This is a genomic window from Rhodococcus sp. NPDC060086, assembly GCF_042730275.1.
GTDB lineage: Bacteria > Actinomycetota > Actinomycetes > Mycobacteriales > Mycobacteriaceae > Rhodococcus.
On sequence record NZ_JBHWWZ010000018.1, the window covers coordinates 21,246 to 42,402 of the forward strand.

The 21,157-nt window shown below is 66.3% G+C and carries 21 protein-coding genes; 9 read left to right on the plus strand and 12 right to left on the minus strand.

Translation table 11 applies throughout. From position 1 onward, the window contains the following. The first annotated feature begins 19 nt into the window (after positions 1 to 19). Positions 20 to 1,534, plus strand: a complete 1,515-nt coding sequence (glpK, locus tag ACFWB0_RS12680; RefSeq protein ID WP_378490858.1) for a glycerol kinase GlpK — start codon at positions 20 to 22, stop codon at positions 1,532 to 1,534. A gap of 29 nt (positions 1,535 to 1,563) precedes the next feature. Here the strand turns inward: glpK and ACFWB0_RS12685 are convergent, their stop codons facing one another. The 4 genes from ACFWB0_RS12685 to ACFWB0_RS12700 form a co-directional block, all read right to left on the minus strand. Beyond that, complete coding sequence (locus ACFWB0_RS12685) at positions 1,564 to 3,150, minus strand: ABC transporter substrate-binding protein (RefSeq protein ID WP_378490791.1); 1,587 nt, start codon at positions 3,148 to 3,150, stop codon at positions 1,564 to 1,566. 72 nt (positions 3,151 to 3,222) lie between these two features. Further along, entirely contained in the window at positions 3,223 to 4,044 is an 822-nt protein-coding gene (locus ACFWB0_RS12690) for a MerR family transcriptional regulator (protein ID WP_378490792.1), read from the minus strand. A gap of 10 nt (positions 4,045 to 4,054) precedes the next feature. Then, entirely contained in the window at positions 4,055 to 4,471 is a 417-nt protein-coding gene (locus ACFWB0_RS12695) for a VOC family protein (protein ID WP_378490793.1), read from the minus strand. A gap of 199 nt (positions 4,472 to 4,670) precedes the next feature. Continuing rightward, positions 4,671 to 6,068: an NAD(P)H-quinone dehydrogenase gene (locus tag ACFWB0_RS12700; RefSeq protein WP_378490794.1), complete on the minus strand. Its 1,398-nt coding sequence runs from the start codon at positions 6,066 to 6,068 to the stop codon at positions 4,671 to 4,673. Positions 6,069 to 6,289: 221 nt separating this feature from the next. Here ACFWB0_RS12700 and ACFWB0_RS12705 point away from each other — a divergent pair, with 221 nt between their 5' ends. From ACFWB0_RS12705 to ACFWB0_RS12740, 8 genes are all read left to right on the plus strand, one after another. Next, positions 6,290 to 6,760, plus strand: a complete 471-nt coding sequence (locus ACFWB0_RS12705) for a gamma-glutamylcyclotransferase (RefSeq protein WP_378490859.1) — start codon at positions 6,290 to 6,292, stop codon at positions 6,758 to 6,760. A gap of 178 nt (positions 6,761 to 6,938) precedes the next feature. After that, a complete protein-coding gene (locus ACFWB0_RS12710; protein WP_378490795.1) occupies positions 6,939 to 8,582 on the plus strand; it encodes an ABC transporter substrate-binding protein in 1,644 nt (547 codons plus the stop codon). Next, a complete protein-coding gene (locus tag ACFWB0_RS12715) occupies positions 8,582 to 9,592 on the plus strand; it encodes an ABC transporter permease (RefSeq protein WP_378490796.1) in 1,011 nt (336 codons plus the stop codon). Before ACFWB0_RS12710 ends, ACFWB0_RS12715 begins: the two co-directional genes overlap by 1 nt. Beyond that, positions 9,589 to 11,298, plus strand: a complete 1,710-nt coding sequence (locus tag ACFWB0_RS12720) for a dipeptide/oligopeptide/nickel ABC transporter permease/ATP-binding protein (RefSeq protein WP_378490797.1) — start codon at positions 9,589 to 9,591, stop codon at positions 11,296 to 11,298. Before ACFWB0_RS12715 ends, ACFWB0_RS12720 begins: the two co-directional genes overlap by 4 nt. Then, on the plus strand, positions 11,295 to 12,056 hold the full coding sequence (locus tag ACFWB0_RS12725) for an ABC transporter ATP-binding protein (RefSeq protein ID WP_378490798.1): 762 nt from the start codon (positions 11,295 to 11,297) through the stop codon (positions 12,054 to 12,056). The genes ACFWB0_RS12720 and ACFWB0_RS12725 overlap by 4 nt, the downstream gene beginning before the upstream one ends. Positions 12,057 to 12,076: 20 nt before the next feature. After that, positions 12,077 to 12,583: a hypothetical protein gene (locus ACFWB0_RS12730; RefSeq protein ID WP_378490799.1), complete on the plus strand. Its 507-nt coding sequence runs from the start codon at positions 12,077 to 12,079 to the stop codon at positions 12,581 to 12,583. A gap of 19 nt (positions 12,584 to 12,602) precedes the next feature. Further along, positions 12,603 to 13,010 carry a hypothetical protein gene (locus tag ACFWB0_RS12735; protein WP_378490800.1) on the plus strand — a complete coding sequence of 136 codons (408 nt, stop codon included), beginning with the start codon at positions 12,603 to 12,605 and terminating at the stop codon, positions 13,008 to 13,010. Between the two features lie 76 nt (positions 13,011 to 13,086). Beyond that, positions 13,087 to 13,299: a DUF4287 domain-containing protein gene (locus tag ACFWB0_RS12740; RefSeq protein ID WP_378490801.1), complete on the plus strand. Its 213-nt coding sequence runs from the start codon at positions 13,087 to 13,089 to the stop codon at positions 13,297 to 13,299. Between the two features lie 62 nt (positions 13,300 to 13,361). Here the strand turns inward: ACFWB0_RS12740 and ACFWB0_RS12745 are convergent, their stop codons facing one another. The 8 genes from ACFWB0_RS12745 to ACFWB0_RS12780 form a co-directional block, all read right to left on the minus strand. Beyond that, positions 13,362 to 14,036: a hypothetical protein gene (locus ACFWB0_RS12745; RefSeq protein WP_378490860.1), complete on the minus strand. Its 675-nt coding sequence runs from the start codon at positions 14,034 to 14,036 to the stop codon at positions 13,362 to 13,364. Continuing rightward, entirely contained in the window at positions 14,033 to 14,677 is a 645-nt protein-coding gene (locus ACFWB0_RS12750; protein WP_378490802.1) for a hypothetical protein, read from the minus strand. The genes ACFWB0_RS12745 and ACFWB0_RS12750 overlap by 4 nt, the downstream gene beginning before the upstream one ends. Before the next feature lie 107 nt (positions 14,678 to 14,784). After that, positions 14,785 to 15,201 carry a glycosyltransferase gene (locus ACFWB0_RS12755; RefSeq protein ID WP_378490803.1) on the minus strand — a complete coding sequence of 139 codons (417 nt, stop codon included), beginning with the start codon at positions 15,199 to 15,201 and terminating at the stop codon, positions 14,785 to 14,787. Positions 15,202 to 15,450: 249 nt separating this feature from the next. After that, positions 15,451 to 16,668 (minus strand): glycosyltransferase 87 family protein, encoded by a 1,218-nt coding sequence (locus ACFWB0_RS12760; protein ID WP_378490804.1) that lies wholly within the window; start codon positions 16,666 to 16,668, stop codon positions 15,451 to 15,453. A gap of 86 nt (positions 16,669 to 16,754) precedes the next feature. After that, positions 16,755 to 17,411, minus strand: a complete 657-nt coding sequence (locus tag ACFWB0_RS12765) for a response regulator (RefSeq protein WP_378490805.1) — start codon at positions 17,409 to 17,411, stop codon at positions 16,755 to 16,757. Then, positions 17,408 to 18,538 carry a sensor histidine kinase gene (locus tag ACFWB0_RS12770; protein WP_378490806.1) on the minus strand — a complete coding sequence of 377 codons (1,131 nt, stop codon included), beginning with the start codon at positions 18,536 to 18,538 and terminating at the stop codon, positions 17,408 to 17,410. Before ACFWB0_RS12770 ends, ACFWB0_RS12765 begins: the two co-directional genes overlap by 4 nt. A 247-nt stretch (positions 18,539 to 18,785) precedes the next feature. Further along, positions 18,786 to 19,946 (minus strand): M20 family metallopeptidase, encoded by a 1,161-nt coding sequence (locus tag ACFWB0_RS12775; protein ID WP_378490807.1) that lies wholly within the window; start codon positions 19,944 to 19,946, stop codon positions 18,786 to 18,788. Beyond that, positions 19,943 to 21,103 carry a M20 family metallopeptidase gene (locus ACFWB0_RS12780; RefSeq protein WP_378490808.1) on the minus strand — a complete coding sequence of 387 codons (1,161 nt, stop codon included), beginning with the start codon at positions 21,101 to 21,103 and terminating at the stop codon, positions 19,943 to 19,945. Before ACFWB0_RS12780 ends, ACFWB0_RS12775 begins: the two co-directional genes overlap by 4 nt. Between the last annotated feature and the right edge of the window lie 54 nt (positions 21,104 to 21,157).

Here is a 21,157-nt window from a genome sequence, read left to right on the forward strand (position 1 = left end):
TGTGAGTCCGTACGACACCGTGAACCAGTACATCGCCGCGATCGACCAGGGCACCACCTCCAGTCGATGCATCATCTTCGACCACGACGGGCGCGTCGTCTCGGTTGCCCAGAAGGAACATCGGCAGGTCTTCCCGCAGGCGGGCTGGGTCGAACACGATCCCGAGGAATTGTGGCTCAACACCCGCGAGGTGGGGGCCGCCGCCCTCGCGAAGGCTGATCTACGCAGGAAAGACATCGCGGCGATCGGTATCACCAATCAGCGCGAGACGACGATCGTGTGGGACCGCACGACCGGTGTTCCGGTGTACAACGCCATCGTGTGGCAGGACACGCGCACGGATCGGCTGGTGGAGGAACTCGCCGGCGACGCCGGTCCCGACCGGTATCGCACGACTACGGGGTTGCCGTTGTCCACCTACTTCTCCGGGCCGAAGGTCCGGTGGATCCTCGACAATGTCGACGGAGCTCGGGAGAAGGCCGAATCCGGGCGGCTCGTGTTCGGCACGGTCGACACCTGGATCCTGTGGCACCTCACCGGCGGGTGCGGACAGGACGGCAACCCGCCGGGCGTCCACATCACGGACGTGACCAATGCGTCGCGCACGATGCTGATGGATCTCGAGACGTTGCAGTGGGATCCGCAGATCTGTGAAGACTTCGGTATTCCGATGTCGATGCTGCCGGAGATCCGCAGTTCGTCGGAGGTGTACGGGCATGCGCGCGAGCGCGGACCGCTCGCGGGTGTACCCGTCGCCGGTATTCTCGGCGACCAGCAGGCCGCGACATTCGGGCAGGCGTGCCTGTCACCCGGCGAGGCCAAGAACACCTACGGCACAGGCAATTTCCTGCTCCTCAATACCGGTACGACGCCGGTGCACAGCACTCATGGCCTGCTCACCACTGTGTGTTATCGCATCGGTGATGCCGACGCCGTCTATGCCCTCGAAGGGTCGATCGCGGTGACCGGATCACTTGTGCAGTGGTTACGCGACAATCTCGGCATCATCGACTCCGCTGCGGAGATCGAGACGCTCGCGTCGGCGGTGCCCGACAACGGCGGTGCCTACATCGTTCCGGCGTTCTCCGGTCTGTTCGCCCCGCGATGGCGGCCGGATGCGCGCGGAGTGATTGTGGGCCTCACTCGGTTCGTGGACAAACGCCATCTGGCCCGGGCCGCCCTCGAGGCCACGGCGTTCCAGACGCGCGAGGTGCTCGAAGCGATGCGCGCCGACTCCCACGTCGATCTGAGCACCCTCAAGGTGGACGGAGGGATGGTCGCGAACGAACTGCTCATGCAGTTCCAGTCCGACATGCTCGACGTGCCGGTGGTGCGGCCGGTCGTGCCGGAGACCACTGCGCTCGGCGCGGCCTATGCCGCCGGACTCGCCGTCGGCTACTGGAGCGGCGAAGACGATATCCGGCGGAACTGGGCGGCCGACAAGAGCTGGGAACCCGCCATGGCCGCGGACGAGCGGGAGCGTCTCTATGCCGCATGGAACAAGGCGGTCGAGCGCACCTACGACTGGGCATGAGCGCAGACTGGGCATGAGCGCCGGGACTGCTATCCGGTGAGCCACATGCCGTCGGGGATCGGCGCACCGAGACCGGTCAGCCGGACTCCCTGGATGTCGTCTCCGATCAGGGCTGCCGGGGCCGGTCGGACATACCATGCGCCCTGATTCAGCTCCACGAGCCGCTCCTGCACGATGTCGTACGCGGCCTTTCGCTCGTCCACCGTCGTGCCGACACGACCCGCGTCGAGGGCTACGTCGAGCTCAGGATCGTTCACCCCGATGATGTTTCCCTGCGACGTGGAGTGGAAGCTCGACCAGAGAGAGTGATCGGGGTCCTGAATGGTCACGCCGTGAACCATCATGTCGAAGTCGCGCGTACCGAACCTCGCGAATGCCGCCGGGAAATCGAGTACTTCGACGTCGACGGTGACGTTGTCGAAAGCACCGAGCTGAGCCTGCGTGGTCTCCGCGACCGCCTTGTTCTCCACTGTCGGGAACGTGGTGAAGGTGAACGACACCGGCTTCCCCTCGGCCGCCAGCTCATCGAACAGTTGCTGTGCAGCTTCCGTGTCGTGGCCGCCGAGCGGGATGTCCGAGTACCACGGCGAATCCTCCAGGAAGAGGGTGTCGGGTACGAAGCCTTCGCCGTTGTAGACGGTCAGGTTCATCGCCTCCAGATCCACCGCGAGCGACACTGCGCGCCGGGCGCGAGGATCGTCGAAGGGAGCACGACGGTTGTTCATGCCGAGATACTGCCCGCCGCCCATCGGCACGATCTCGACAGTTGTTCCGGCATCCTCGGCCTTCGCGAGGGTGCCCCAGTTGCTGTCCGAGGCAAGGTCGACGGCGCCGGTGGTGATCGAGTTGAGCCGCTGCGTCGTGTCGGCCGACGTGCGGATCGTGAGTCCGTCCAGATACGGCCGGGGTGCATCCCAGTAGTTCGGGTTCTTCTCGAGCTCGATGACGTCCTGCCTTGCCCAGTTGGTGAGGGTGAAAGGGCCGGCACCGATCGGATTTTCGTCGAACGCCGCCGCGCTCTGCTTCAACGCAGCCGGGGACGCGATCCAGTTCATCGAACTGACGATCACGCTGTGCGCGTAGTTCGGATTCGGTGCAACCAACGTGACTTCGAGTGTCGTCCGGTCGAGTACCTCGGTCGACGCGATCTGCGATGCTTCACCGATCGATCCCGACGCGGTAGCGGGGTCGCGCAACCGATCCCAGTTGAACTTCACGGCCTCGGCGTCGAGCGGTGTGCCGTCGGAGAACGTCACATCGGGTCGCAGCGACAGCACCATCGTGACACCGCCGTCGTCGCTCGAGAAGTCTGTGGCCAAGCCGTACTCGATCTCGAGTGTGTCGACATCGGTGGTCATCAGCGTGCCGTACAGCGCATTTCCCAGCAGGGACGAGCCCGCATACGTGTTGCTCATGGCCGCGGGGTCGAGGGTGCGCGGCTCTCCCATCTGGATGACGGTCGCGACACCACCCGCTACCGGCTCCCCGGCCTCCGCCGGATTGCCTGCGCTGTCGGAATCGGATCCGCCGCACGCGCTCAGGAGCAGGACGGAACATACCGCGACGACAGCCGCATCGATGCCGCGTCTCCGCCATGACAATTCCCGTCGAAACATTGGCACCCTTCCCGGCATCCTCGTCTGGACGTCACCGAGATTACGTCATTACTGTAAGGCGCACCATAAGATTTACTGCGGAGGTGTCGGCAGCGTCCCATCGAGGTCGGCCACGGGATGCACGACCCTCGTGCGCATGTTCTCGGCCCCGACCTCCGCGGGATCGGTGAGGTAGTACTCCCGCACGGGGCCGACGGCATCGACCCCGCGAGCAGCAAGGTCTGCGAACAGGGAGTGATAGGCGACGGGCAGGAGTGATGCTGGTCCGGTGAAGTCCACCGCGGCGAAGAGTCCGCCGGGCATGAGGACAGCGCCGGCGCCGAAATCCGCTGCGACCTCGATCCCCACCCCGAAGTCGACAGCTCCTTCCAGGACCACCGGGTACCGCCCGAGCACCGGCGCAGCCGTGTCGACACCGAGCGCAGCAGCCTCGGCGAGCAGGACCTCGATCGAGGCGGCAACCGTGCGGTCGAGATCGTCCGCGTCGGCGCTGCCCTCGCGCCACAGCACCACCTGATCGTCGATGCGACGCACCCGAACGGGAAGTTCCGTTGCGGCAAGCTCTTCCAGCGACCCGATGAGGGCGAGCGAGCGAAGCACCCGCTCGGCCTCGGACTCGATGCGCGCACGCTCGGCGGCGAGCACGTCCGCGCCGCGCACCGGGTCGTCGACGATGCTCCGGATTGCGGCGATCGACACTCCGGCCCGGCGCAGCAGACCGATCCGCAGTGCCGTGGCGAGCTGGTCCGGCGCGTAGTACCGATATCCGGTGTGTGGATCGACCCGCCCCGGCGTCAGCAGCGCCTCGCGGTCGTAATAGCGCAGGGCTTTCACGGTGAGCCGGCACGCCCGCGCAAAGTCACCGATGCTCATCCACCGAATCGGATCGATCATGCACCCATGGTCAACTGGTGACCGCTCCGCTCGCAACGGTCTCGTCGGAGTACGGGATCACCGTGATCACATCCACGAGAAGACCGTCGGGGTCGACGGTCATGAAGTGCCGTTGCCCGAAGGCCTCGCTGCGCAGACTCAGCACGATGGGCAGCTCCGCCGACGCGGCACGCGCATGCACCGTGTCGACGTCATCGACCTCGACCGAGACGAGTACTCCCGCGGGCGATCCGCGGAATCCCTCCGGGATCGTGTCGTGTCCTCGTATGACGAGCCCGAGCTGCACGGATTCGCTGTTCGGTGAGTGCAGCTGCACGTACCAGTCGCTGTCGTACACGACGGCCAGACCCAGGAGTCCTGCGTAGAAGTCGCGGCTGCGGCGGATGTCGGCAACCGGGACGACGGGAAAGATGCTGTGTGTGGTCATGCCTCCACCGTCGACTCTCCCCCGAGGGGAGAGTCAACTCCCGGGTGCTCGCTGTATCTGCAGTCGGCGGTGCCCGGAACTTTCCTCCGATAGTCGGGGTTTCCTCAGTTCGTCGACATGCGGAAACCCGTGGCACCGGAGGAAAGTTGCCGCCTCGGTGCAGATGACGCCCGTGGCGCCTTCACTGCGCGTGAGCCGGTCAGCCCAGGTCGTCGTGTCGCATCAGCTGACGCGCGGCCTCGGTCACCGAACCGCTCAGCGACGGATACACCGAGAAGGTCTGCGCGAGATCGGTCACGTTGAGGTTGTTCTGCACCGCCAGCGCGATCGGCAGGATGAGTTCGGATGCGTTGGGCGCGACGATCACACCGCCGATCACCACTCCCGTCGCGGGCCGGCAGAAGATCTTGACGAAGCCGCGGCGCAACCCCGACATCTTCGCCCGCGGGTTCGTGTTGAGCGGCAACATCACCGTGCGAGCGGGGATCTCTCCCTTGTCGATGGTGGCCTGACTGACACCGACAGCTGCGATCTCGGGGCGGGTGAACACCGCCGCCGCCACTGTCTTGAGCTTGATCGGGCTCACGCCCTCGCCGAGTGCGTGGTACATCGCGATGCGTCCCTGCATCGCAGCGACCGAGGCGAGCGGCAGCAGTCCCGTGCAGTCGCCTGCGGCATAGATTCCGGACACCGATGTGCGCGACACCCGGTCGACGGGCAGGTAGCCGCCCCGGTCGAGTTCGAGCCCTACCTTGTCGAGTCCGAGGCCCTGGGTGTTCGGGACAGATCCGACCGTCATGAGGGCGTGGCTGCCCTCGACGATGCGGCCGTCCGAGAGAAGCACCCGAACGCCGTTCTCGGTGTTTTCCACCGAATCGGCACGCGCGTGCTTGACCAGGGTGACGCCACGTTCGGTGAGCACGTCCTCGAGCACGAGTGCAGCGTCTTCGTCCTCGTGGGGCAGGATGCGGTCGCGGCTCGAGACCACGGTGACCTGAACCCCGACTTCTGTGTATGCCGACACGAACTCGGCGCCGGTCACGCCCGAACCGACCACCACGAGATGCTCGGGGAGCTTGTCGAGGTCGTAGAGCTGACGCCATGTCAGGATGCGTTCACCGTCGGGTTCGGCGTTCGGGAGCACACGAGGACTCGCACCGGTTGCGATGAGCACCACATCGGCGTCGAGGACTTTGTCGTCTCCGGTGAACAGCTTCGCGCGAACCTTGTGCGCAGCCATCCCGACCTCGGGGTCGATCAGCTCACCGTGCCCGGACAGCAGCGTGATGCCCGCAGCCTCGAGCTTCGTGCGGATGTCGGCCGACTGGGCACGCGCAAGGCTCTTCACACGTGCGTGCACCTGCGGCAGCGAGACGGTGGTGCGCTCGAGTTCGATTCCCAGGTCGGCGGCGCGCCGCATATCGGTGCGGATTCCCGTCGACGCGATGAAGGTCTTGGACGGAACGCAGTCGAAGAGAACGCATGCTCCACCGATTCCGTCCGAATCGATCAGAGACACCGACGCGCCGTACTGCGCTGCCACGAGCGCCGCCTCGTAACCGGCAGGTCCGCCGCCGATGATGACAATCCGAGTCATTGTTCTCCTCTGTATCGATTCCGAATAAGGGTATCGGGCCCAGCTCGGGCGTCCGCGGGGGTGTGCGGTCGGCCCGCAACAACGCTATGCCACGACGAGGGCGCTGCGCAGAGAGACCGGTAGGAGAGGCAGCGACACCACGCCAGCGTCGACGACCTCTCCGTCATTGCAGTCGGCGCCCGGCACGGTGCTATCGAGACCGAACCGTTAGCCTTATGGACGTGCCGATATACGCCGCCTACGGGTCCAACATGCATCCGGAGCAGATGCTGACGCGCTGCCCGCATTCGCCGATGGCCGGTACCGGCTGGTTGCACGGATGGCGACTGACCTTTGCCGGCGCCGACATCGGTTGGGAAGGCGCGCTGGCGACGGTCGTCGAGGATCCGACAGCGAAGGTCTTCGTCGTGCTCTACGACGTGCCGGAAGACGACGAGCGCAGTCTCGACCGCTGGGAAGGCGCCGAACTCGGCTTCCATCGTAAGATCCGCGTTCGCATCGACACAGCCGACGGCCCCGCTCTGGCGTGGCTGTACGTCGTCGACGGATACGAGGGTGGGCTTCCGTCCGCCCGCTACCTGGGTGTCATGGCCGATGCCGCAGAGATCGCCGGAGCTCCGTCCGACTATGTGATGAGCCTGCGCACCCGCAACAGCCGTAACGTCGGCCCGGGACGCCCCGACGCCTTCTGACACTCGGCGAACCGATCCCCCTCGTCCCGCGATGACCTCGAGTCGTCGCGGGATTCGTGTTTTTCACGGTCACGCCACGGCATCGCCCGCTCAACACGACGACCACCACGGTGGTATAAGGTCACGCTAACCAAACTTAGGTAAGCCAATCTTGGCCCCGACCAGAATGTGACTCCTCGTGATTCGTACTTACCGGCGTGCCCGCGCCGTACCCGCGCTGGTCTTGATTCCCGCGCTGTTCGCCGCCGCATGCGGCTCGTCCGACTCGTCGACGACTGCCGACCGCCCGGAGACAGCCGAGTCCCTGACGATCGCCGTCGCGAAGGACAGTGGCCCGGGCAACATCTTCGCCGGTCAGACCGATCAGATGACCGAGCTCATCTACGACAAGCTGCTGTCGCCGTCACCGTACGTCGCCGATCCACAGCCGTGGCTTGCCACCGATGTACGACAGGTCGACGCGACGACATGGGACGTCGATCTGCGCGACGATGTCACCTGGCACGACGGTGAGGCGTTCACAGCCGACGACGTCGTCTTCAGTTTTCACTTCATGCACGCTGCCCCGACCGGACGCTTCACACATCACGTCAACGACACTCCGTCGATCTCGACCGTGGAGGCGACGAGCCCGACGTCGGTGCGGTTCGTGTGCGACTACGCGTGCCCCGAGCTCGGCACCGTCACGCTCGCCGACCTCCCCGTCCTTCCCGAACACTTCTGGTCGGCGATCGACCCGGCGAAGGCGAAAGAGGTGACCGACTACCCGATCGGCACCGGCCCGTACAAGCTCGTCGACTACAGCCCCACCACCGGATACCGCTTCGAGGCCAACGCCGACTACTTCGCGGGCGCACCGACGGTCGACGCACTGGTCATGCCGGTGATCTCCGACTCGTCCGCCGCATTCACCGCGCTGCGTTCCGGCCAGGTCGACGCCGTCGACCGTGCGCTGACCCCCGAATTGGTCGATCAGTTCACCGCATCGAGCGACATCGGCACCCTCACCGTGGCGCCCTTGCAGTACCCCGAGCTCAAACTGAACTTCACGCGTGAGCCCTTCGCGCAGGCAGATTTCCGCGCTGCGCTGAACCTCGCGGTCGACCGCGACCAGATGCTCGACATCGTCGGCCTGGGCCAGGGCCGACCCGGCACCCAGGGCTATGTGCACCCGGACGCACCGTTCGCCGACCCCGACGCCTCCACCCCATACGAGCCCGAGCAGGCCACCGCGCTCCTCGACTCACTCGGATGGAAGGACACAGACGGCGACGGCACCCGCGAGAACCCGGCCGGAGAGGACGCGCCGTTCACGTTGATCGTCAACGGCGGTGACGCGCCGATGGTCCGCGCCGCCGAACTGATCGCCGAGGACTTCGCCGAGGTCGGAATCGACGTCGCCGTGAGCCCGCTCGACGCCGGCTCGCTCTCGGATGCCTCTGCGAACAAGAACTTCGACCTCTACGTCACCACCAACAGCCCGCACGCGGTGGCCGACTCGACTCAGTTCATCATGTCGCACCGTTCGGGCAACCTGTGGAAGCACCCCGATCTCGCATACCCGGAATTCGATGCGCTGTACGAGAAGTGGCGCGCCACCCAGACCAACGAATCGCGCATCGCGGCGATGCAGGAGATGCAGGAGCTGTTCAACCGTCAGCCCACCGCCATCGCCCTGTACTACCCGGACGAAACCTGGGCATTCCGCTCCGACCGATTCACCGGCTGGGTCGAAACCCCCGGCTACGGCATCGTCCACAAGTGGTCGTTCCTGCCCTCCGACGTCGTCGACGCCGCGAACGCAGAAGCTCCGCAGGACTGATGACCGCGCTGCGCCGAGCGGGACAATACGCCCTGGTGCTGTGGGCCGCGGTGACGTTGAACTTCGTTCTTCCACACCTGGCACCGGGCGATCCCGTCAACTACCTCTACGGTGGCGACCAGCAGTCGCTCGACCCGGTTTACGTCGCACAGATACGCGCAGACTACGGCCTCGACCGGCCGATCCTCGAACAGTACGTCTCGTTCTGGTCCGGGCTGCTGCACGGAGATCTCGGGATGTCCGTGCAGCACAATCGTCCCGTGCTCGATGTGCTGTGGGAGAAGCTCCCGTGGACGATCGCGCTGGTCGGGATCGGGACACTCCTCGCGTTCGTCATCGGATCCCTGCTCGGCACGTGGGCGGCATGGCGCCGCGGCACCGCGAAGGAAACCGGGAGTGTCGTCACGGTTCTCGCGCTCGATTCGATGCCCGGCTTCTGGATCGGCATGATCCTCATCGCGGTGTTCTCGGTGACGCTCGGCTGGTTCCCTTCCTACGGCGCCGCCTCGTTCGATGCGACCGGATTCGAATGGCTCACCGAGGTCGCGTCCCGCATGGCGCTTCCCGTCGCGACACTCACCATCGCCGGCATCGGCGGGTTCTTCCTCATGACCCGCGCCTCGATGGTGGGAGTGCTGGACGAGCCGTTCATCCGGCTCGCCCGGGCGAAGGGGCTCGGCGAGCTTCGTGTCGCGCTCGGGCATGCACTACGCAATGCCCTGCTGCCCGTGTACACCACGCTCACCCTGACCGTCGGGGTGCTGCTGTCGGGAGCCGTCGTCGTCGAGTCCGTCTTCGCCTATCCGGGCCTGGGCAAACTCACCTTCGACGCCGTCACCGCGCGTGACTACCCGCTTCTGCAGGGCGCTTTCCTGCTCGCCACCGTCGGCATCGTCGCGGCGAATCTGCTCGCGGACCTCACTTACCCACTGCTGGACCCTCGAGTGCGCAAAGACCGGACCGCAGCGAAGAAGCGCGACGCGCGATCACCGGAAGGGATACCGGCATGACGCTTCTCGGAACGAAGACCCGCTCGCAACGCCTCGCACTCGTGGGCACCCTGATTCTGGGGATACTTCTCCTCTGTGCGGCCACAGCACCGTGGCTCGCGCCGTACGATCCCACCGAACGCGTCACCCGGCCGTTCGCCGAACCTTCCGCAGACCACTGGCTCGGCGCCGACGACGTGGGCCACGACCTGCTGTCGATGCTCATCCACGGCGCCCAGATCTCCCTGTTCATCGGTGTGGTCGCGGCGCTGGTCGCGACGACGATCGGCACCGTGGTGGGCATTGCCGCCGGGTATGTGCGCGGCGCGGTCGACACCGTCCTGATGCGCATCGTCGACGTGGTGTTGTCGTTGCCGGTGCTGCCTCTGACGATCGTCATCGGAGTCTTCGCGGGCCCCGGCCTCGGCACGCAGATCATGGTGATCTCGGCGGTGCTGTGGGCGGGCTTGGCCCGGGAACTGCGCGCCCAGGTGCTCACTCTGCGCGAACGCGACTACATCCAAGCGGAACGTGCCATGGGTGCCGGCCCGGTGTATGTGTTGCGTCGGCATATCATCCCGGCGATCGTGCCGCTGGTGATCCCGCAGTTCGTGCTCACTGTCAAGACAGCAATCCTGCTCGAAGCATCACTGGCGTTCCTCGGACTCGGCGACATCTCGTCTGCAAGTTGGGGCTCGATGCTGTCGATGGCCCACGCGCGCAATGCCTTCCTCACCGACGCGTGGGTATGGTGGGTTCTGCCACCCGGTATCGCGATCGCGGTCACGGTGCTCGGCTTTGCACTCCTCGGCAATGCGATCGAGGAGCGGTCCCGGCCGGTTCTCACCACCCGTGAACGGGCTCGTCTTCGCCGGAAAGCTCGCCCGGCAGAGACCTTCCCGGCCGGTGCGGCACCGGTCGTGAAAGCACCGACAGCTCCGCTCGTCGTCGACGATCTGACGGTCGTGTACGGCGAGAACGGTCGTGGCGCGACGAACGTCTCCTTCACCGTCGCAGCCGGCGAACTCGTCGGCCTCGTCGGTGAATCGGGCAGCGGCAAATCCACCGTTGCCGCCGCGACGCTCGGACTTCTTCCTTCCGCCGCCCGGATCGCATCGGGACGGGTCCTCGTCTCCGGCCGCGATGTCGCCACCCTGTCGAACACCGAACTGCGGACGCTCCGCGGAAACCGGATCTCCCTGATCCCGCAAGAAGCGTTGAGTGCGCTGAACCCCGTGCGGAGAGTCGGTTCTCAGATCGACGAGGCGATTCTCGTCCACCGCTCATGCAGTCGGCGCGAGGCACGCGACCGCACCCTCGCTCTGCTCACGCAGGTCGGACTCGGCGCCGACCGCGCCGACGCGTATCCGCACCAGTTGTCCGGCGGTATGCGCCAGCGGATGGTCATCGCCATGGCCCTGGCCAACGAACCGGACGTGGTGATCGCCGACGAACCGACCAGTGGCCTCGATGTGCTCCGCGAGGCCGAAGTACTCGCGTTGCTCGACGATCTGCGCACGCGCCATTCGCTCGCACTGCTCATCGTCACGCACAACCTCCCGGTCATCGAACGGATCGCCGATCGCATTGCCGTGATGAAGGACGGCGAGCTCGTCGAGATGGGTACCGCCGCGCAGATCGCAACCGAGCCGCAGCATCCGTACACCCGCCGACTCGTCGACGCCGCGCCGCGGCTCGAACCCCTCAGGGAGAAGGTCACCCGATGAGCATCCTGCTCGAGGTCGAATCATTGTCGGTGGCGTTCGACGGGGCGCCCGCGGTCAGCGACGTGAACCTGCTGGTTTCGACCGGTGAATCCATTGCGCTCGTGGGAGGTTCCGGTGCCGGGAAATCCACTGTCGCGCGCGCGATCGCCGGCCTCGTGCCCCCGACGTCCGGGAGAATCGTCTTCGACGGTATCGATCTCGCGACTGCCTCGAGGCGCACGGGCCGGGCACTGCGGCGCGGGATGCACATGGTCTTCCAAGATCCGTATGCGTCGCTCCCACCCGGCATGCGGGTGGGCAACATCGTCGCCGAGCCGATGGTGATCCATCGCATCGGTACCCGGTCCGGGCAACGGGATGCGGCGCTGGACGCGCTGGAATCGGTGCGTTTGACACCGGCAGCCGATTTCGTCGACCGCTACCCACACGAGTTGTCGGGCGGGCAACGCCAGCGCGTCGCATTCGCGCGCGCCCTCGTCACTCGTCCCCGGCTCCTGCTCGCCGACGAACCCACCAGCGGGCTCGACGCGTCGCTGCGCATCGAGATCGTCGATCTGATGTCCGAACTCGCCCGCACTCAGGATCTTGCGGTCCTGCACATCACACACGATCTGGCGCTCGCGGCACGAAGCTGCGACACCGTCATGGTCATGCAGGACGGAAGGGTCGTCGAAAAGGGCGATTCCGCCGAAGTATTCACCGCCCCGTCGCACCAGTACACCGCGGCCTTGGTGGCCGCCGCGACCGGCACCCACTGACAGATATCCAGGAGAAGAACATGGCTGCACCGCTGGAACTCGTCGACAACGGAACACATCTCGATTTCACTGTCGCCGACGTCATGAAGTATCACGGGCCGGGATTCCCCGGAGGGGTCGCCCATGCCGTCAAGGTGCTCGAACGTGCCCTGCCCGTCCTGAGCCCCGACTCCCCCGCCGAACGGCGCGAGATCTCCGTCGCCACTGCCCACCGCGGTCCGGGCGTGCGCGACACGTTCGAAGCGGTGACCCGCGCCGTGACGGAGGATCGTTTCACGGTGGACTCGACTCTCGAACGCACCGACCGCGGCGCAACTCTGGAGCGGTACGTGTTCGTGCTGACCTATCGCGGTGTCTCCGTGCGCCTCGAGATCCGGGAGGGTTTCGTCACCGACGAGTTCATCGGTCTCGGCCGCAAGGCGGATCGCACCGACGTAGAGAACGCACGACTGACCGTCCTCAAGCAGGAGATGGCCGATCGCCTGTTCGCCGCACCTGCGGACGAGGTCTACGACATCATCGGATAGGTCCCCGTACCGTACGACCATGCCCACCACGCGCACAGCGCTGACCCTGCTCGTCGTCACCGCTGCGTCCGCGGCGACCTGGTTCGCATGGCTCGGGTGGGAGACCGGCTACCGAACGCTGACGGATGGCAGTGTGACAGGACCGTATTCGACGATGCAGGTGGTCGCGGCCGGAGCGACGATCACCTGCATCGTCGTCGCCGGGTGCCTGGCGTTGCGCTGCTCGGTCAAGGGCAGCATCGCGGTGGTCGCGTGCACGACCGTGGGGTTCGCGCTCGCGTGGGGGCGCGACGCGGCAGCGAGCGACGAGACCGGATTGTGGGTTGTTGGCCTGATCCTGCTCGTAGTGGGCACTGCTGCCGGAGGATCCGCGGTCGCGGTGCTCACCCGGCTCGTGTCTCGCCGCGTACTGCAACACCGGCGCTGAGCGAGCCAGCCGCTGGTCGAGGTGGACCAGGCGACGTTCACCGAACGTGTCGGACGCCCCGATTACCCTCCCGAGCATGACCGACACACCCAAGGGCCCCGAATCGTACTTCCCGTCCATCGAGAAGAAGTACGGCCGTCCGATCGAGGAGTGGATGGCGTTGATCCGCTCGTCCGAACTGACGAAACACATGGAACTCGTGAACTGGCTGAAGGCCGATCACGAAATGGGGCATGGTCACGCGAATGCTCTTGTCGCCCATACCCTGAGGGATTCCCCGGCAGAGTAGGCCGGCGCCCGGTCACCGACAATGCGGTGACCGGGCGTCGTCGTCTCACATATCCGACGTACTCATGTGTTGTCGACCCAGCGCAGGAGCGCGTAGAGAAATCGGGTCGCGCCCGGCATGAAGTTGCTTCCGTGGTGGTACGTCGGATCGAGGGTCGTGACGATCAGGCGCCCCGGCGTCGAGACGGTGTCCTCGTACAGCATCATGCCCGCGTCGTGCGCGTCACCCGCGGCGTCGGGCTCCTCGGACACGATCAGCGGCACCACGTCCGCGTCCGTGCGCAGCAGTCCGTGGTGATGCCAGATCGCCGACTTGGTGGTCAGGTACTGCCATGATTCGTGGTCGTGACTGCGGGTGCGGATCAACGGATCCTCCCCGTGGAGCCACCACCAGAAGTTCGTCGGCCGCGGTTCCCATTCGACGCCGGGAAGCCAGGTGTGGACCTGGTTCTCGCCGAGTACGACGAGCGTGCCGCCGCGCTCGGCGACAGCGCGGAACTGCGCGGCGTGACGGGCAACGAGATCAGGGTGCAGGCGGTCTGCGACGATCACCGTCGAGTAGCCGTCGAGGTCGCCGTCGGCGAGGTCTGCGAGGTAGTGGAAGTCCGGCTGGTGGGCGAGCACCGCCGGGTCCTTCATCGTCTGCAGGTGCGGGTAGGAGCCGCCGTGGATGAGCGCGAGTCGCGTGCCCCGCGCAGGCGCACGGTCGGTACGGGAGAAGGGTTCGACGGTCGTCACCGCTGCATCAGCCAATCGATGAGTTGAGTGGTCAGTTTCGAAGAGCTGTTGGGGTCGTTCGCCCAGCCGGTGAGGTCGTTGCCGCCGTGAGCAAGCACCTGCCCCTCGCCCAGTGGGTAGACGTAGTCGAGGGGAAGCGCATGCCGCCCGATCCGGGTGGCGACGAGGGCGCCCTCCGGAATCTTGTCGATGTAGCCGCGCGCGTAGAACCCGGTGACACCCTTTCGAGTACTCAGATCGACAGGATCGACGCCGGCCCATACCGGGTGCGGGTCGCCGAGAGTGATCGCCAGGTCTTTCGGACCGGTGTACGCGAGCTTGCGCCACACCCCCAGCCCCGGAAGGAAATCGGTGAGCACGTGCCCCATGACCGCGACCCGGCCACCCGAGGTGACGAACTCGGTGAGCAGGTCCTTGTTGCGCTCGAGGAAGATCTGGTCCGATCCTCCGCCGATGATCAGGCCGCGTACCGACGTGAGGTCCGTGCTCGGCAGGCGGTAGAGGTCGACCTCACCGAGCCGAGGGTCGCCGTGGGTGCCCCCCGCGAGGTTGTCGGTTCCCATGGTGATTCGTAGGACCGGAGCGAGTGCGGCGGAGGCCGATTCGCCTGAGCCGGGAGCGATGAGTTCAGGTGCTGACACAGAATTCTTCCGTTAGGTCGAGCAGGACGCCCGTAAGGTGACGTAACGATTCATAAGGTAAGCCTTTCTTAACTGATGGTCAACTTTCACGCCTCTCCGCAATGGGCTCACTCCAGGAGACCGGCGAGTGTCTTCCAGGTCGCGTCCCATGCCCAACTCTGCGCCCACTCCCGTCCGGCGCTGCCCATTCGGGTTGCGGCGTCGGGATCGTCGAGCAACATGAGCGGGACGAGCGCGCGGAGGTCACGACGGCGAGGTCCGTCACCGACCGACACGAGTCGGGTGTCCGGGTGGCGGTCGCGGATCATCGGCAGCGCTCGAATCAAGGCGTCCTGTCCCTTTCTGCGCACCAGTCTCGCAACACACACAATCACCGGCCCCCTGTGCCCGATCGGGACCGTGCCGTTTCGCCCACCACGTTTCGTGCCCGTGGCCGGATGCGACGATGCGATGCACACCGACCGTGCGGAGGGGACACGCAAGAGACGAGAGCGGCGCGGCAGCGGCGAACCAGACACGATCACATCCGTGCTCGACCGCGATCGACTGCACCGTCCGTGCCATACGCCGGGCGGGAAGAAGCATGCGCGAAAGATCCCTGATCACCCGAAACGGCATCTGCGCATCGTGGTGGACGGCACCCGGTTCAGCGGAGGTGTAGACGATCACGTCAGCCGGATCGAAGCGGCGGACCATCTCGAACGCGAACGTTTCGATACCCCCTGCCTGGGCAGGAAAATCGTTGGTCACGACCAGGATGCGGTTCTGGAAGTTCACCGGGCCGTCTCCGTCCGGCTCATCTGCACCCTAGTCCGCGCGGAGCGACAGGCCGTGTCCAGCGCGAACACGACTGCGGTGCCACCGAGAACCAGCGGGTAGACGAAGTACCCGAACCTGGAAGTGGGAGCGAGCAGGAAGACAACCGTGAGGAGGACGGCAGCGAACGAGGCAGCACGAACGAAGGAGTCCGGCGGATTCCGCACCAGCACCACGGCAGCACAGACTCCTGCAACGGCCAGAACGACCGACGCGAGCGTCGGACCGTACGGCACCAGACGAGCCAGTGCCCCGCCGACAAGGGAGTCTCCGGCCGGGGTCACGACGTCCGTGCGCCCCAGCGGGAAGAGCAGCGTGTGCCGGACGAAGGCCGCCGGATCGGTGAAGGCCGGAACGTGGAACACGACCGTCAGGGCGGCGCATGCCACCCCTGCCCGCAGGGCCGTGCGGCGGTCGTATCGCGCACACATCAGAACGAGCGCGACCACGAGAACCGGGACCGCGAGCGGCTTGAGAGCGCAGGCGAAGGCGAACGACACCGCCGTCGTCACCACCCGGCCTCGGGTCGCCGCCGCAAGACCGAGAAGTGCTGCACCGACAACCGGAAGATCGACTCCACCGACCGTCATGGCCAGGGCAACCACCGGCGACGCGATCAGAACCGTCATCTGCATTCCAGAGCGTCGCGGGAGCGGCCGGGCCAGGACCATCGTCGAGGTCAGCAGGACACACACGACGAAGAACAGTGCGAACCAGATTCGCGGATCACCGAGCGGGTTCTCCGGGAACAGTTGCGAGGGTGTGCCGAAGAGCGTCATTGCAGGGCCGTACGGGTTGTACTCGGCGAGCACCGACGGGTCCGGAACGTAGGGGCTGCCCGTGGTGATCAGATAAGCGGCCGACTCCGCGACCACCGACACTTCCAGCTGCGCGGTGCGTGTCGCGATCAGTGCCGTTCCCGGCGCCACTACGGCGCCGATCACCGCAGACACCGCGGCCGGCGTGAGGCGCCGCCTCACGGCAAGCACAGTGGCCACCGCATATCCGACGACTGCCCACAACGCCCAGACGCGATGCGGATGCAGCTGCGTCACTGCACCGTACACGAGAGCAACTACGGAGAAGGCCGCGAAGGTCAGCGTCCATCGATGGGCGAACAGACCGGCCGAGACGAAACGTGCCCGGTCGTGAATGCGGGTGCGCTCGAGTAGCATGCGGAAAACGCTACGGACGCACGATCATCCGAACATCCCCTGCAGCAGCGATTTTCGGGGTAGCTCGGGCGAGCTACCCCGAGCGCTCAGGCCCGCCCCTGGACGTGCTCGAAATAGAAGACGACCGCCTGCGTCCGGTCGCGCAGGCCCAGCTTCGCAAGGATTCGCCCGATGTGCGTTTTCACCGTTTCCTCCGCCACCGACAGTTCCGACGCGATCTCGGGATTCGACATGCCGCGCGCCATCACCTGCAGGACTTCCCGTTCCCTCGGCGTCAACACCGACGCCCGACCGGATTCCACGACCGCAGTGCCCTTGCGCCTGGCGAATTCGGCGATCAGACGGGTGGTGACCGACGGTGCGAGCATCGACTCCCCCGCTGCGACGGTGCGCACACCGGTGATGAAATCCGACGCGGGCGACTGCTTCAGCAGGAACCCGCTGGCTCCGAGACTCAGCGCGTCGTAGACGTAGTCGTCGAGGTCGAAGGTGGTCAGCATCATCACTCTGGTGCGATTGTCCGGTCTGGTGAGTACCGCCTCCGCAGCGCGGATTCCGTCGAGCCTGGGCATCCGGATGTCGAGGACCACGACGTCGGGATCCAATGCTGCGACGAGCTCGACCGCCTCCGCGCCGTCCTCCGCAGATCCCACCACGTCGATGTCGCTCTGAGTGTTCAGCACCGCGGCAATTCCGTCGCGGACGAGCGCCTGGTCGTCGGCCACCACCACGCGAATCATCATCGCTCCTCCCTGAGACCGGCGTGTGCCCCAGCACGATGGTCGAACTCGACATCGACGACGAACCGTCCATACTCGTCTGGGCCCGTCTCCACGGTCCCGCCGTACGCGGCGACCCGTTCGCGTATTCCGATGAGCCCGTGCCCTCCGCCACCGGACGCCGGGTGGCCGGGCACGATGACGTTACCGACCGTGAGGCGCGAATGTCCCGCTCCGATCCGGATCTCGACGGCCACGCCGCTTCCTGCCCCGTGCCGATGCGCATTGGTCAGCGCTTCCTGGAGGATGCGGTACATCGCACACGAGATCTCCGTCGGTACCGTGTCCGGATCCCCGAATACTCGCAGGTCCACCTGCTGCCCCGACGAACCGCACCATCTCGCGACCAGGTCGTCGAGTCCGTCGAGTGTAGGAGCTTCCGATCCGCCCTCCGTTTCGGGGCCTCGGAGGACGTCGACGACCCTGCGCATCTCGGTCAACGCGGTCGCTGCCGCCGCGTGGATGTCGTCGAATGTGGAGTGCACACCGACCGGTAGTTCCGGATGTGTGAATGTCGCGGCCTGTGCCTGAACCGCGATCATCGACATATGGTGGGCAACCACGTCGTGCAACTCGCGTGCGATACGGGTGCGCTCGCGGGCGATGGCTTCGCGGTGTTCCTGTTCACGGCGCAGCCCTCGTTCCACGACCAGATGTGTCTCGGCAGCGCGCAGTCGCCGAAAGACCGCGCCGGCAGCCACGATCCCCGTAGCGGCAACAGCGATCATCGCAACCGCATGCAGCGGCAGGCCGACCGTCCACATTGCAGGAAGGACGACCAGGATCAGCGACGTCGGCGCCGCAGCCGACACCACCCGAAGCGGCCGGTCCGAGGCGAGTGCGATCAGTGCCGTACCGGCCGAGATGCAACTTGCGACCGGCCATGGCACGACTTCGTCCTGGACCAGCCCCGAGACCGTGCCCGCAGCAAACCCGAAGGTCATCAGTTGCCAGGTCACCAGCGGGCTCGCGAACACGAACACCAGCGGAAGCACTTGTAGCGCCCCGAGCAGGTAGGCGGCCACGACCCACGGCACCATGTCGGTCAGCTGCCCGACCGACGTGCCGAACAGCAGGGTCAGCAACAGCACTGCACCGACGAGACCTGGTGTTCCGCTGCGTCCGCGCGGGCGCAGCGGAGCGTACGACGTCTCCGGTGTCCACGCTTCGACAACGGCCCGGCCCTGGCCGGAGGCGACATGCCGGACACGTGATGATGGGTCGGTCGCCCTCGATCTCGTATGGAGCACACCCGACACTAGGTCGATGGTTCGTCGTCGGGCATCCCCCCGGAGAGCTATTTATCTTGCGGGGAATCCGGACCGCCCCGCGAAGGAGCTATCCGATCGCGCCGAGCGCAAGGTTGGTCAGCACCCGCACACCCACCGGGAGTGCCCGCTCGTCGAGATCGAACGTCGACTGGTGGATGTCGAGTTCCGGTCCGGAACCGGACCACACGCCGAGCCGTCCCATCGCGCCCTGGATCTGTTCGAGGTACCACGAGAAGTCCTCGCCCCCACCGGACTGCGGGGTGTCGGAGAGCATGTCGGGGCCGGCGGCGCGGATGGCGTCCTCGAACATCTTCGCGGACACCTCGTCGTTGACGACGGGCGGTACACCGCGACGGTAGTGCAGTTCGTAGCTCACCCCGGTGGGAGCGAGAAGCCCGTGCACGATCTCGCGGACCATCGGTTCGAGCAGTTCCCAGGTCTCGTGCTCGCCGGTGCGTACGGTGCCTGCCAGCATTCCGGTGCGCGGGATGGCGTTCGGGGCCTTGCCCGCACTGACCGCGCCCCACACCATCACGGTGCCGGTTCGCGGATCGATCCGTCGGCTGAGCATGCCCGGAAGTCCGGTGATCACTGTGCCGAGCCCGTAGACGAGGTCGCCGGTCAGGTGCGGGCGCGACGTGTGCCCACCGGGTGAATCGAGGACGAGTTCGATGGTGTCGGCGGCCGAGGTGATCGCCCCGACCCGCATGCCCACTTTGCCGACCTCGAGCCGTGGATCACAGTGCAGCGCGAAGATACGCGACACACCGTCGAGGCCTCCGGCAGCGACGATGTCGAGCGCGCCTCCGGGCATGACCTCCTCGGCCGGTTGGAACACCAGCCGCACACCGACGGGCAGTTCGGGGACCGATGCGAGCGCCAGACCCGCTCCGAGAAGCACCGTGGTGTGTGCGTCGTGGCCGCATGCGTGTGAGACGCCGGGGACGGTCGAGGAGAAACTGAGCCCCGTCATCTCCTGCAGTGGGAGAGCATCCATGTCGGCACGCAGCGCAAGGCGTGGTCCGTCCGTCGGACCGAGGTCGCAGATCAGACCGGTTCCCCGCGGCAGCACCTTGGGGTCGAGTCCGGCCGCGGTCAGCTTCGTCGCCACGAATTCGGTGGTGGCGTACTCCTGCCGCGCCAACTCGGGGTTGGCATGGATATGGCGGCGCCACGCAATCAGATCGCCGGCGTGCTCGTCGAGCCACTTCTCCACATACGGATTCATCGGCGGCCGGCCCCTTCGAGCAGGCGGGCACGCTGAGCGGGATCGGCGGCAGCGCGGGCCGCGGTCGCGGCGAGGGCCCGGGCACCGTCGAGCAGGGCGCGGTCGGCGGACTCGGTGATACACGCGGCCGCGAACGCTTCCTGGTGCGTGACGGCGCCTCCCGAGTCGAGTCCGATGACCGGGTGTATTCCTGGCACGACGTTCGTCACGTTTCCCATGTCGGTGCTGCCCAGTGGGCGGAACCCTTCCTCTTCGACGGGCAGCGGTGTGCGCCCCTGATCGATGATCTCTTCACGATATGCCTGCACCAGCCACGAGTCAGGGGTCAGTTCGGTGTAGGTGGGCGACACGGTCCGGATGCTGTGGGTGCACCCGGCAGCGAGCGCACCCGCAGCGAAGCAGCGTCCGGCGCGGTCACGTAGATCGTCGAGCAGACCTGCGGTGGGCGCGCGCAGGTAATAGAGCATCTCGGAGTACCCGGGCACGATGTTGGGCGCGGCTCCGCCGTCGCTGACGATCCCGTGGATCTGCTGGCCGGGCATCAGATGCTGTCGCAGGAGGCCGACCGCGACCTGCGCCACGGTTGCCGCGTCGGCTGCATTGCGTCCGTATTCGGGTGCCGCGGACGCATGCGCTTCATGTCCGGCGTAGGAGACGGCGATGTCGGCGAGCGCAAGCGAGGTCGCCCCGGTGATGTCGAACGGACCCGGATGGACCATCAGGGCGGCGCCGACCCCGTCGAACTCGCCTCGCTCCAGCATGAGGACCTTGCCGCCACCGGTTTCCTCGGCGGGGGTGCCGATGACGCGGACGGTGACGCCGAGTTCGTCCGCGAGCGCCGCCAGGCCGATCCCGGCACCGACGGCCGCAGCGGCGATGATGTTGTGCCCGCATGCGTGCCCGATTCCGGGAAGCGCATCGTATTCTGCGCAGAACGCGAGGACGAGGTCGCCGCTGCCGTACCGGGCATCGAAGGCAGTGGGGAGATCGGCGACACCGGTGCGGACGTCGAACCCGCTGTGTCGCAAGACGTCGACGATCTTGGCTGCACTGCGATGTTCCTCGAACGCCAATTCCGGCTCTGCGTGGATCGAATGCGACAGTGCGATCAAGGTGTCTGAAGCAGCCTCGATCGCGCTGTCGGCTTCGGTCGTCACGGTGCCCAGTCTGTCATGCCGGACGGGGCACGACCGACGGTGCCACGCAATCCT